The organism is Adhaeribacter radiodurans (assembly GCF_014075995.1).
Lineage (GTDB): Bacteria > Bacteroidota > Bacteroidia > Cytophagales > Hymenobacteraceae > Adhaeribacter > Adhaeribacter radiodurans.
The window spans coordinates 3,637,703-3,650,699 of sequence record NZ_CP055153.1; the positions used below are offsets into that span (position 1 = coordinate 3,637,703).

Below are 12,997 nucleotides of genomic sequence, written 5' to 3' on the forward strand. Positions count from 1 at the left end.
TTTTCGGAAAACTGCTATATTTGTAATTATTCTTTTATATTATTTGTGAATTAAGAAGGTATATATATGAAATTGACGAAGTTACTTTTAATTGGTTATTGCCTTTTATTTATACCAAATTTTTTGTGGGCCCAGGGCATTTTAAAATTTGAAAAAGAAACGCACGAATTTGGCACCATCACTGAAGGAGTACAGGCTACCTACGAATTTAAGTTTAAAAATACAGGTAACCAGCCGGTGGTAATTTCTAATGTGCAGCCTTCCTGCGGGTGTACTACCCCCGATTGGACCAAAGAACCTATTTTACCAGGTAAAAGCGGCATGGTAAAAGCTGTATACAACAGTGCCGATCGGCCGGGTGCTTTTCATAAAAGTATTACCGTAACCAGCAATGCTTCTACTCCTACCCAGGCTTTGTTTATAAAAGGAACCGTAGAGGAGGCAAGCGCCGCTAAAACTGCTTACACCCCTGCCCAGAAAGCCAGCTCACCCCGACTTACTTTTACTAAAAATACCCATGACTTTGGCAAGTTAGAAGCCGGACAAAAAGCTAAAGCTACATTTACCATTAAAAACACTGGTAAACAGCCACTTATCCTTCAAGGGGTAAAATCGCCTTGTAACTGTATTAATTATAGAATTTCGGCTTCAGAAATTGCTCCAGGAAAAGAAGAAAATTTGGAACTAACTTATACCCAGCGGCTGTTAGGAGAACAAACAGAGAAAGTAAGTTTCATTTCTAACGATATTGTATCTCCCGAAACAGCTTTAACTTTAAGGGCCAAAGTAGTGGAGAGTTTAAATACAACCAGCATCATAAAGGAGAGCAGCGCTGCTGTTCCGTTTAAATAGTTTTTTCATAGTTTTATTTTGACTAATGGCAGTGATATTATCGCTGCCTTTTTTTATTTCAGGTAATTCCTTATTCGCCTTCCTTTACCAGCCTTTTATTTTACTTATTACATTCATAAATAAAGCTTTCTGCACATTTATTTAAGCAAACTACTCCTGGATTACCTGCTATCAGATAAGTTTTTATTAATTTTGGAACTGTATTTGACAAGTAGATTTTCAGTAATAACCTACCTACTTAAACTCATGATAATAGGCGTTCCGAAAGAAATAAAAAATAATGAAAACCGGGTGGCTTTAACTCCAGCCGGTGTAGCCGAGCTACGAAAAAACCAACATACTATATATGTACAAAGTGAAGCCGGCACGGGCAGCGGCTTTACGGATGCCGAATACCAGAAAGCCGGTGCGCAAATATTACCTTCTATAGTAGAAGTGTACGCTATTGCAGATATGATTATTAAGGTAAAAGAGCCAATTGCCCCGGAATATAATTTAATTAAGGAAGGCCAATTAGTTTTCACTTATTTTCACTTTGCTTCTTCCGAAGAATTAACCCATGCCATGATTGCCCGCAAAGCTATCTGCCTGGCTTACGAAACCGTAGAACGCAAAGACCGATCGTTGCCTTTATTAATTCCGATGAGTGAGGTAGCTGGCCGAATGGCCCCGCAGGAAGGCGCCAAATACTTAGAAAAGCCATTAAAAGGCCGTGGCATTTTATTAGGAGGTGTTCCCGGCGTAAAACCTGCTCATGTATTAATCTTGGGCGGAGGTGTAGTAGGTACCCAATCGGCCAAGATTGCCGCTGGTTTAGGCGCTCAGGTAACTATCATGGATATTAACCTGACCCGGTTACGGGAGTTATCTGACTTTATGCCCGCTAACGTTATTACCGAGTACTCTAACGAATACAATATTCGGGAAGCAATTAAAACGGCCGATTTAATTATAGGAGCTGTTTTGATTCCGGGAGCCAAAGCGCCGCATTTAATTACCCGCGATATGTTAAAAGATATGAAACCGGGCACTGTACTGGTGGACGTAGCCGTAGACCAAGGCGGTTGCATTGAAACCTGCCAGCCTACCACCCACGAAAATCCAACGTATATTATTGATGAGGTGGTGCATTATTGTGTAGCTAACATGCCGGGGGCGGTACCTTATACCTCTACCCTGGCGTTAACGAATGCTACCTTGCCGTATGCGGTGCAATTAGCAAACAAAGGCTGGCAAAAAGCCTGCTCCGAAAACGAAGAGCTTCGTTTAGGATTAAATGTTGTAAACGGCCAAGTAGTGTACAAAGGAGTAGCCGATGCCTGGAATTTACCTTTAAACACTACTGATGATTTATTGGAATCAATAGTAGGTTAATTTAATAAATTATATTTCTTTCTAAAGCCTTTCCAGCTCCGTTGGAAAGGCTTTATTTTGCAACCTATACTGTACTAAATGTTCGATCCTTTTTTTAAAATTATTATAAAACGTTTGCTATTGCTGCTGGTAGTTTATCAGTTATTGCGAGTGGCTTTTTATTTAGCAAATGTTACTACCTTCGGCGATATTCCGGCAAACCAGCTGCTAGCTGCATTTCTCTACGGTTTACGTTTTGATTTTTCGGCTATCCTGGTCATTAATATTCCATTTTTATTTTTCTCTTTAGCTCCGCCTAAATTTTTGCACCGACAAGGGTATCAGCAGTTTTTGAAAGGTTTGTATTTTATTGTAAATACTCCGTTCATCTTACTAAATTTAGTAGATACCGAATATTTTAAGTTTATCGGCCGGCGTTCCACGAACGAAGTTGCTACTATTACGCAAGACATTCTGGCTCAGGCAACTCAGCTTGTTCAGAATTATTGGTATATTTTATTAATTCTAGGAATTATATTTATTATTCAAATTTTTCTTTATCCTAAAAATTACTCTTACCAACCGCAACAACAAGGGCGTAAAATCTGGCAGGTTGCTTTCTTAACTTTATTAACGGTTATTCTTATCAGAGGCGGTATTCAGTATAAACCAATCCGGGTAAGTACGGCTTTTAGCTATGAACCGCCCGTACTCGGCAATTTGATTTTAAACAGCACTTTTACTTTTGTACGGAGCCTGAACAAACGGACGATAGAGCGGGCGCATTATTTTAACAGCGGTAAAGATTTAATGCAAACGCTACGCTTTGACCCCCATAAAGCATTAACACCCGCGGAAGAACCCATTCGGGATAACGTTGTTATTATAATTTTAGAAAGTTTTGGCTCGGAATATACCGGAATTGAAAATAACGGAAAAGGTTATACCCCCTTCTTCGATTCTTTGGCAACTCAGGGATTGTTTTTCCGGGAAAATTACGCTAATGGCCGGCGCTCTATTGAAGCTTTACCATCTATTTTATCGGGTTTGCCTTCGCTTATGGATAATCCGTTTATGGCTTCGGCTTACCAGGGAAATGAAATTTACGGCATTGGCAACGTGCTGCAACCACACGGGTATTATACCTCCTTTTTTCATGGCGGAGCCAACGGCACCATGAGTTTTAATGCTTTTGCCAAATTAGCTGGTTTTAATCATTATTACGGATTAGATGAATACCCTAAAGATCGCTTAGAAACAGATTTTGATGGTAATTGGGGAATATTCGATGAACCTTACTTGCAGTACGTTGCGCAACAATTGAATAAACAACCCCAACCTTTTTTAACGGGCGTGTTTACCTTAAGTGCGCACCATCCTTATACTTTACCTGCGGCGTACAAAAATACATTTCCGAAAGGCAAATTAAAGATTCATTCTACTATCGGGTACACTGATTTTGCTTTAAGGCATTTTTTTAAGACGGCTGCCCAACAACCCTGGTACCAAAACACCTTGTTCATACTCACCGCCGATCATACCCAGCAGGTATACCAAAAAAAGTATAAAAACAGTTTGGGGTACCATAAAGTACCTTTGCTCTTTTTCCGGCCAGGTAAAAAGTTTTCGAAGGTAAACCCCCATAAAGTAACGCAACACGCTGATATACTGCCTACGTTAGTAGATTATTTAAATATACCCACCGATAAATTACTCCCCTTTGGTTCATCTGTTTTGGATGCCGAATCGCCGGGGAAAGCTTTGATTTTTATAAACGGCATTTATTCTTTAATCCGGAACGATTACATAACCGAGCTTCACCCGAATGGTGAAGTACAGTTATTCGGTTATAAAACGCATGGTTTTACTAAGTTTAAAAAAGAACCACCCGCTATTAAGAAACTCTATGCGCGGGAATTACAAGCTTATGTGCAATATTTCCGGAATGCCATGCTCGATAATAACCTTTATTACTGGCTACACCCAGGAAAATCAGCTCCGGCTCCGTAGGTAGGTTGACTTTTAATAGATTAAGTGGAAGAAATAGTAAATTTTGGGGGACATTTCCTTTTTTAGGCTTATAAATTTTGGTAATCCGGAATACCTACCAACGGAATTGTAATGGACTTTTCAAAATCTACTTGCCAGCAATAATGTTCTAAACCATTGGTGAGTACTACGTATTTAGCCCGAATATTTTTATTGTAAGTAGTAGCCTGGTGGATGGTGGCTTCGGTTATTTTAACCGACGAGGCTTTGCATTCAATTAACATACTCACTTGTCCCGTCGTATCAAACACGCAAATATCTGTTCGTTTCGCCAAAGAATTATAAATAATTCCTCGTTCCGGAGAAATTAAACCTTTTGGGTAATTTAAATACTGGATCAGGTAATGAATAAAATGTTGGCGCACCCATTCTTCCGGGGTAAGAACTAAGTATTTTCTGCGGATACCGTCGAATATCCAGAATTTATCTTTTTCTTGTTTTACTTTAAAGGCAAAAGCCGGTAAGTTCAAGGCCTCCATCCGGTAAAATTAACCATTATTCATTTACCATTTACCAAATCTTGAATAACCATCTATTCACTCATTATACTTCAACTGTATAGAATTTAAACTTTTTAACATTTTAATCTTCCAGCCTTTCAACGATAAAACCTTTTAATCACTCAACCAGAATAACCTGTAACTTGCAACCAACAATTTGCAACGAAGAACTATGAAATCAAAAGAAGATATTGTACGAAATTGGCTGCCGCGTTATACCGGTATGGCTCTTCACGAATTTGGCGAGTACATACTTTTAACCAATTTTGTTAATTACGTGGTGATGTTTGCCGAGCGGTTTAACTGCGAAATCCGGGGTACGAATAAACCCATGCAAACGGCTACTGCGCATAACATAACAATCATAAACTTTGGCATGGGTAGCCCCATGGCGGCAACAGTAATGGATTTATTATCGGCGGTACGGCCTAAGGCGGCATTATTTTTAGGCAAATGCGGCGGCATTAAAGAAAAAGTAAAATTGGGCGATTTAATCTTACCCATTGCCGCCATCCGCGGAGAAGGTACTTCCGACGATTACCTGCCGCCCGAAATTCCCGCCCTTCCCTCCTTCCGGCTCCAGCGTTCGGTATCGTCGATGATTAAAAAGCACGAAATGGATTACTGGACCGGCACTGTTTACACCACCAACCGCCGCGTATGGGAACACGACGAAGATTTTAAAGAATACCTGCGCTCCGTACGGGTAATGGGCATTGATATGGAAACCGCCACAATTTTTGTGGTCGGATTTATGAATGACATACCACACGGAGCCCTTTTACTCGTATCGGATAACCCCATGACCCCGGAAGGAGTAAAAACGGCCGAAAGTGATTTAAAAGTTACTACCAACTTTGTAGAAAAACATTTAAGCATCGGCATTGACGCCATGATTGAACTGCGCGATTCGGGCGAGTCGGTGAAACATTTACGTTATGAGTAAACCTGCTTTTTTCGCTTTAAGGTATTTTGCCTTAATTACACTTATTCTTTCACTTTCCTTTTGCCAATCTAAAACAAAAGTTGATTTACTAATTTATAATGCCCGGGTTTATACGGTAAATCAAAATTTTGGCGAAGCCCAGGCTTTTGCCGTTAAGGATGGAAAGTTTGTTGCCGTAGGCTCCACTTCTGACATTCGCGGCAAGTATTCGGCAACACAGGAAACAGATGCGCATGGCCAGCCCATTTACCCTGGCTTTATTGATGCCCACGCGCATTTTTACGGTTACGCCTTAAACTTGCAGCAAGCAGATTTAGTAGGAACTACTTCTTTCGCCGGGGTAGTACAGAAATTAACGCAGCACCGGCAAAAATACCCGAATACAGCCTGGCTTTTAGGAAGAGGTTGGGATCAAAACGATTGGCCTACTAAAAACTTTCCGACCCAGGATACCTTAAATAGCTTGTTTCCGGATGTACCCGTTTTTATTGAACGGATTGATGGCCATGCCGCACTGGTAAATAAAAAAGCTTTAGAAATAGCCGGAATTAACAAACATACCCAAATAAAAGGTGGAATAATCGAAAGAAAAAACGAGAGTTTAACCGGTATTTTAATAGATAATGCGGTAGAGTTGGTTAGCTCAAAAATTCCGGAACCTTCCCTTTCCGAAAAAATTGCGGCTTTATTACAAGCGCAGCAAAACTGCTTTGCGGTGGGCCTTACTACCGTTGTAGATGCCGGATTAGAAAAACCAGTAATTAATTTGTACGACAGCTTGCAGCAGGCTGACCAACTTAAAATAAGGTTGTATGCCATGCTGAGTCCTTCGGCCACTAACCAACAGTATTATTTTAAAAACGGCCCCTACCATACCGCCCGGTTAGATGTAAGTAGTTTCAAAGTATATGCTGATGGGGCATTAGGCTCGCGCGGCGCTTGTTTGTTACATCCTTACCACAATCGGCCTCGCGAAACCGGCTTTTTGCTGCAAAGCCCCGCCGATTACCGGAAACTAGCCGCTGATATTTACCAGCATAATTTTCAGATGAATACGCATGCCATCGGCGACTCGGCCAACCGCTTGTTAACGGATATTTACGGCGAAGTATTAAAAAGTAAAAATAATCGGCGGTGGCGGATTGAGCACGCGCAGGTTGTAAACCCAACGGATATTTCTAAATTTAGTAAATACAACATTATTCCCTCGGTACAACCTACTCACGCAACTTCGGATATGTATTGGGCCGGCGACCGACTGGGGGTAGATCGTTTAACGCATGCTTACGCTTATAAAGATTTGCTGGCTCAAAATGGCACCATTGCTTTAGGCAGTGATTTTCCGGTGGAGCATATTAACCCTTTGTTTGGCTTTCACTCGGCGGTTGCCCGGCAAGATGCTAAAAATTACCCCGCCAAAGGATTCCAGATAGAAAATGCTTTAAGCCGGGAACAGGCTTTACGCGGTACTACCATTTGGGCCGCTTACGCTAATTTTGAAGAAAAAAACCGGGGCAGCATTGAACCTGGCAAATTAGCCGATTTTGTTATCCTGAATAAAGATATTATGATTATTCCCGCTTCTGAAATTCGGGAAACACAAGTACTTAGTACCTTTGTAAACGGAGAAGGAGTATATAAAAGAAAATAAAAAACCTGCCTTATTATTTACTCCTAAATTTTAATTCTATGTTACGCGCAGTAATTTAGAAAGCAAAATTTGAGAATACTACCTTAAATTTTGATTCAACTTTTTCTTTTTAAACAATTAACTTACGGGTTTATCTCTGATGTTAGGTGTTTATTTTATTTAAAATAATTTTCTTTTAAGAAGACCTCGGAATGGTACAAACAAAAAATGATTCATTAAAACACAAAATTTATACAATCGTTTTTGAGGCCGAAACTAAAGCAGGAAGAACGTTCGATATTATCCTGCTTTTTTTAATTTTATTAAGTGTATTAATTATTTCAATAGAAACTGTACCTGAAATTGTTTTAAATTATCGACAATACTTTAAAACAATTGAATGGGTTTTTACTTTTTTATTCACTCTAGAGTATATCCTTCGAATCTACTCTTCCCCAAGGCCGTTCCGTTATATATTTTCTTTTTTCGGAATAGTTGATTTCCTGGCAATTTTACCTACCTACCTGAGTCTTTTTCTCGTAGGCTCACAATATTTATTGGTAATCCGGATTTTAAGGTTATTAAGGGCAGCCCGTATTTTTAAACTTACTCAATTTGTAAATGAAGGCCAGGTGTTAACCAGAGCTCTGCGGGCAAGTATGGCTAAAATATCGGTGTTTGTAGGCGTGGTTTTAATGGTAGTAGTAATTGTTGGCTCTATAATGTATATTGTGGAGGGTGTAGAACATGGCTTTACCAGTATTCCGAAAAGTATTTACTGGGCTATTGTAACCTTAACAACTGTTGGTTATGGAGACATTGCTCCCGGAACAACTTTTGGGCAAATATTAGCTAGCTTGTTAATGATAATGGGATACGGCATTATTGCAGTTCCTACCGGAATTGTTTCTGTTGAACTAGCCAATATCGACAAAAATACTTTTAACTCCCGTGTTTGTCCGCAGTGCCACAAAGAAGGCCATGCTCGGGAAGCCAAATATTGCAGTAATTGCGGGAACCAATTAACTAATTTAACCTAGGGTTGTGCTTATTGAATTCTTATATTTTTATTATTAAGCAGCCACTTTAGTAGTAATAGCCCGTTTCCCTTTTATTGTTACTAAGAAAATCAATCCTAAAAAGAAAAATCCCATTAGAGCTAGTACACTGTTGCGCATAGAACCGGTAACCTGCGCAATACCGCCGTAAGCTAATGTACCTAATACAATAGCCATTTTATCGGTTACATCATAAAAACTAAAAAAGGAAGTAGTATCGTGGGTATTAGCCGGAATTAATTTACTATAAGTGGAACGGGAAAGGGACTGAATGCCGCCCATTACCACGCCTACACACGCCGCTAAAATATAAAATTGATTTTCGGTGTAGGTTAAATAAGCCCCCACGCAAATACCCACCCAAATAAGCACGGCCACGGCTAAGGCCATAAAATTCCCGTAAGCTTTCGATAACCGGGCAAACCCATAGGCTCCGGGTATGGCAATTAATTGTAGCACCAGAATAGTCTGGATTAAGGCATCGGAATTTAATTTTAACTCCTTATCTCCGAAAACAGCAGCCACGTACATAACGGTTTGCACGCCCATATTATAGAAAAAGAAAGCCAACAAAAATCGCTTTAATAAATACAGCTTTTTCACTTGCTGCCACACTTTTTTTAATTCCCGAAAGCCATTAAACAACCACGAACCTTCTCGCCTGGCGGGCAGCTGGCGATTGGGCAATTTCCAGAAGGTATACTGGGCAAAACCAAACCACCAAACACCGGTAAGCAAAAATGAAATCCGGGGGGGCAGGCTGGTATTCTGCGGATTAATACCAAATACTTCTGGCTTCAGCACCAGGGCTAAATTAAATACTAATAAAAGTACACTACCTATATATCCCAATGAAAAACCACGGGCACTTAACTTATCGAACTGGTCTTCGGTGGCAATATCGGGCAGGTACGAATTATAAAATACAATGCTGCCGTTGTAACCCATTGCCGCCAGCACAAACAAAATTACCGAAATAGTAAAAGTTTCTTTGGTAAAAAAGAACAACAAAACGCAGGAAATAGAACCCAGGTAGCAAAACAACCGCATGAATAACTTTTTATGCCCACTGTAATCGGCAATGGCGGTAAGTAATGGACTGGTACAAGCTACCAGCAAATAAGAAAAAGAAATACAGTACGAAAAAAGCACCGACGAATCTAAGTGCCACCCTAAAAAGTTAACCATGCTGCTACCATCCGGATTTTTCGATACCGCTCCGTAGTAGATAGGAAAAATTGTGGAAATAATAACCAATGAATAAACCGAATTGGCCCAATCGTAAATACACCAGGCACGGGTAATGGTGGGATTATTTTTTTCCATAAAGGGTTTGACTTAAGAGCAGTTTTCAGGCAGAAATATAAAACAAAAACCAGCAAGGTAGTTTATTGCCATCATAATTATTACGCTACAACTTACGGGTTACCGGTAATATTTTTAACTTAACTATTAGAAATCAAATTTGTATTCCAAGTCCTGTAGGTGTGTTCGCCAGTAGTTTAGTTGTTTACAACTAACTTTATTTATTATAATAGAGAACCTTAAAAGATTTGGATAGGCGGTATAAGTATATTGGTACCCCAAGGGACGAGAAAACATAAGGCCGTACCAATTAGTAAATGTAAATAGAGTTTTTTACTTAGGCTCCGATATTTCTGCTCCGGAATCTGCATATTAATAGGATAAGCGGCCATCCGACGGAAGAGATAAAGAAAAAGTAAGATATAAGGCGCAAATGTTAGAAGACTAGTGAACAATACCATAAAGATATTTTGGGAAAAGTAAATAGCTGGCAATGGAGTGGCTGTCCTGTTTAAAATAACAGCAACCAACATCATAAACACGATATAATAAAGGACGAAAAAACCCATGAGCTGAATTTTATACCACCCCTTGGCCGATTGTTCCCCTTCCTGTTTAGTTAACCTTACGTAGCAAAAATCCCTATAATCTATTAGGTATTTCAACATTAAATTAAATTAAATAATTAAGGCTTTAAACCATCTTCAAAATAGTAAAATAAAGCAGGTTTACCAAGCTTGGTTATTCTAAATTGGCTTAATAATAGAACCACAACAATTGTCATACAGAAAAAATATGCTCCATCTGTTACTTATAATAATTATCAGCGGCTTTTTATCTGTAGTTAGTATAACTTCCGTGCAGGCGCAATTATTTAAAAGAAAGTTGTTGCCTAACCTGCTTAAAAAACATCCGGAGTATTTTAAAAACATCCTGGCTGATCCGGCAAAATACCGCATTCAAATTATATATACCCAAATAAACCGCGATAAGCAGAACCAACCGCATTTTAAAACCTTTACTTACCGGCTTAATCCCCACGAATACTTTTACCCGGCCAGCACCGTAAAACTACCAGGGGCTTTGCTGGCTCTAGAAAAATTAAATAATCTACATATTCCTGGCCTTAATAAAGATACTCCCCTCCGGATTGATAGCGCATATGCTAAACAAACTGTTGTAGTTACCGACTCCACGGCTCCGAATAATTTACCAAGCATTGCCCATTACATAAAGAAAATATTTTTGGTGAGCGATAACGATGCTTATAATCGTTTGTACGAATTTTTAGGTCAGGAACAATTAAGCGAAGTTTTACGCCAAAAAGGCTATTCTGATGTACGTTTATTGCACCGTTTATCGGTGGGCGATGTCGGCGAAACTACCCGGTACACCAATCCAATTACTTTTTACCAAAACGATAAGATTATTTACCAGCAGCCATTGGTGCAAAATACCCGCACCTACTCTAATGCTTTAAAAAATATTCACCTGGGTAAAGGTTACTATAATGCCCGTAATCAACTGATTAACCAACCCATGGATTTTTCGGATCGCAATTACATTAATTTAGAAACGCTGCACCAAATTTTAAAGTCAGTAATTTTCCCGGAAGCGGTCCCGGCGCAGCAGCGTTTTCACTTAACTCCCGATGATTATGACTTTGTATTAAAGTATATGTCTATGAAGCCCAGCGAAAGTAGTTTTCCTCATTATGATACAACAACTTATTACGATACTTACGCTAAGTTTTTTATGTTCGGTAATCGCCATAAAACAATGCCGCCCAACATCCGGATTTTTAATAAAATTGGAAACGCGTACGGATTTATGATTGATAATGCCTACATCGTAGATTTTGAAAATAAAGTGGAGTTTTTACTTAGCGCCGTTGTATTGGGTAACGAAGATAACATTTTTAACGACGACAAATACGAGTACGAAACCATCTGTTATCCGTTCCTAATAAACCTAGGCCAGGTAATTTATCAGAACGAATTAAAGCGAACCAAAAAACATCTACCCGATCTATCGCGTTTTATATTTACCTATTAAGCTTTTAACGGCAGATACATGAAAATTCATCAATTAATCTTTTTATTCGCTTTGGTTGTTCTGGCTATTCATCTGGGTTTAGTTATAAATCAATATACCAGCATGGGGTATGTAACCACTGCTACGTTGGTAAGCTTTATTACTTTGCTTGGTTTACTCATTTTTTTTCAACGATATTACGCTAACAAATAAGTTTATTGCTTTTATTCTTCACCTAAATTTTCTACAGTTACTAAACTTGATATTCTTTTCCTAAAAGCGGTTCTTATTGTTTAAAAATAGGTTTACTTACTACCTACCCGTATGGCATTCTCGCTTTCCCGTTGTTTATTGTTAGTAAACTTTCTGGTTATATTTAGTAAATCAGGAGTAGCTCAGGATGCAAAAGCCAATAAATACGGCTTAAAAGTTATCAGTAACCCAGCCGATTATTTAAAACAAGTTACTCGCGATAGCAGTCTGCAGTTAGTGGATATTACCTCTGTTATTCCGGATATTAAATTAGATATCCGTTATGCCACTGCTAATAACTTTATGGGAGAACCGGTTTATACTTCGGCCCAGGCGTTTTTGCGACGGCCAGTGGCCCAAGCATTGAAAAATGTACAAACAGAATTAAACAAACAAGGTTTAGGATTAAAGATTTTTGATGCTTACCGACCTTACCGGGCTACCGTTTATTTTTATGAGAAAGTTCGTGATACAATTTATCTGGCTAAACCTTGGGAAGGCTCAAGGCATAACCGGGGATGCACAGTTGATTTAACTTTAATAAATTTAAAAACTGGGCAGGAATTACAAATGCCTACCGCTTACGATGCTTTTACTAAAAAAGCCCACGTTAATTATACAAATTTACCAGCTACAGCCATCAAAAACCGCGAAAAGCTAAAGCAAGTCATGACGAAACATGGGTTTCAGGTATATTCTGAAGAATGGTGGCATTTTGATTACCGCGATTTTAAGAAGTTTGACTTAATGAATATCCGGTTCGAGGATTTGCCTTAAGCTATTTAATTTGCCTTAAGCTATTTAATTTTAAGTAGCTGTTCGTGGTGCAACTAAAAATACCCCATTGTATTTAGCGGTTCCATATTAAAATGAAGGTTAAACCATAGCGGTATAAACACGACAGGTTTTAAAAACAGGAATGTTGGAAACCTTTGGGAATTGTAGTCTGATGATAACTACTTCTTCCACTTTAGTCATACTGGAAGGAACTAACTAGCAGAAAATAAGAACGAAACAT

11 protein-coding genes are annotated in these 12,997 nt (G+C 39.1%); 9 read left to right on the forward strand and 2 right to left on the reverse strand.

Annotated features, from left to right (window positions below):
• Window positions 1-66: 66 nt before the first annotated feature.
• The 3 genes from HUW48_RS14760 to HUW48_RS14770 all read left to right on the forward strand — a co-directional run bounded on the left by HUW48_RS14760 (window position 67) and on the right by HUW48_RS14770 (window position 4,215).
• Window positions 67-852 carry a DUF1573 domain-containing protein gene (locus HUW48_RS14760; RefSeq protein ID WP_182411675.1) on the forward strand — a complete coding sequence of 262 codons (786 nt, stop codon included), beginning with the start codon at window positions 67-69 and terminating at the stop codon, window positions 850-852.
• A gap of 246 nt (window positions 853-1,098) precedes the next feature.
• Complete coding sequence (ald, locus tag HUW48_RS14765) at window positions 1,099-2,226, forward strand: alanine dehydrogenase (RefSeq protein ID WP_182411676.1); 1,128 nt, start codon at window positions 1,099-1,101, stop codon at window positions 2,224-2,226.
• A gap of 78 nt (window positions 2,227-2,304) precedes the next feature.
• Window positions 2,305-4,215, forward strand: coding sequence for an LTA synthase family protein (locus tag HUW48_RS14770; protein ID WP_182411677.1), 1,911 nt, complete (start codon window positions 2,305-2,307; stop codon window positions 4,213-4,215).
• A 68-nt stretch (window positions 4,216-4,283) separates the two neighbouring features.
• Here HUW48_RS14770 and HUW48_RS14775 read toward each other — a convergent pair whose 3' ends face one another.
• Window positions 4,284-4,733, reverse strand: a complete 450-nt coding sequence (locus HUW48_RS14775; protein ID WP_182411678.1) for a type I restriction enzyme HsdR N-terminal domain-containing protein — start codon at window positions 4,731-4,733, stop codon at window positions 4,284-4,286.
• Between the two features lie 193 nt (window positions 4,734-4,926).
• Here HUW48_RS14775 and HUW48_RS14780 point away from each other — a divergent pair, with 193 nt between their 5' ends.
• The 3 genes from HUW48_RS14780 to HUW48_RS14790 all read left to right on the forward strand — a co-directional run bounded on the left by HUW48_RS14780 (window position 4,927) and on the right by HUW48_RS14790 (window position 8,370).
• Entirely contained in the window at window positions 4,927-5,700 is a 774-nt protein-coding gene (locus HUW48_RS14780) for an AMP nucleosidase (RefSeq protein WP_182411679.1), read from the forward strand.
• Complete coding sequence (locus tag HUW48_RS14785; protein WP_182411680.1) at window positions 5,693-7,351, forward strand: amidohydrolase; 1,659 nt, start codon at window positions 5,693-5,695, stop codon at window positions 7,349-7,351. Before HUW48_RS14780 ends, HUW48_RS14785 begins: the two co-directional genes overlap by 8 nt.
• 191 nt (window positions 7,352-7,542) lie before the next feature.
• Window positions 7,543-8,370, forward strand: coding sequence for an ion transporter (locus tag HUW48_RS14790; RefSeq protein WP_182411681.1), 828 nt, complete (start codon window positions 7,543-7,545; stop codon window positions 8,368-8,370).
• A 33-nt stretch (window positions 8,371-8,403) separates the two neighbouring features.
• Here the strand turns inward: HUW48_RS14790 and HUW48_RS14795 are convergent, their stop codons facing one another.
• Window positions 8,404-9,714 carry an MFS transporter gene (locus tag HUW48_RS14795; protein ID WP_182411682.1) on the reverse strand — a complete coding sequence of 437 codons (1,311 nt, stop codon included), beginning with the start codon at window positions 9,712-9,714 and terminating at the stop codon, window positions 8,404-8,406.
• Between the two features lie 774 nt (window positions 9,715-10,488).
• Here HUW48_RS14795 and HUW48_RS14800 point away from each other — a divergent pair.
• The 3 genes from HUW48_RS14800 (at window position 10,489) to HUW48_RS14810 (ending at window position 12,756) form a co-directional block, all read left to right on the forward strand.
• Entirely contained in the window at window positions 10,489-11,748 is a 1,260-nt protein-coding gene (locus HUW48_RS14800; protein ID WP_182411683.1) for a serine hydrolase, read from the forward strand.
• Between the two features lie 18 nt (window positions 11,749-11,766).
• Window positions 11,767-11,940, forward strand: a complete 174-nt coding sequence (locus HUW48_RS14805; RefSeq protein WP_182411684.1) for a hypothetical protein — start codon at window positions 11,767-11,769, stop codon at window positions 11,938-11,940.
• Between the two features lie 111 nt (window positions 11,941-12,051).
• Window positions 12,052-12,756, forward strand: a complete 705-nt coding sequence (locus tag HUW48_RS14810) for a M15 family metallopeptidase (protein WP_182411685.1) — start codon at window positions 12,052-12,054, stop codon at window positions 12,754-12,756.
• Window positions 12,757-12,997 lie beyond the last annotated feature (241 nt).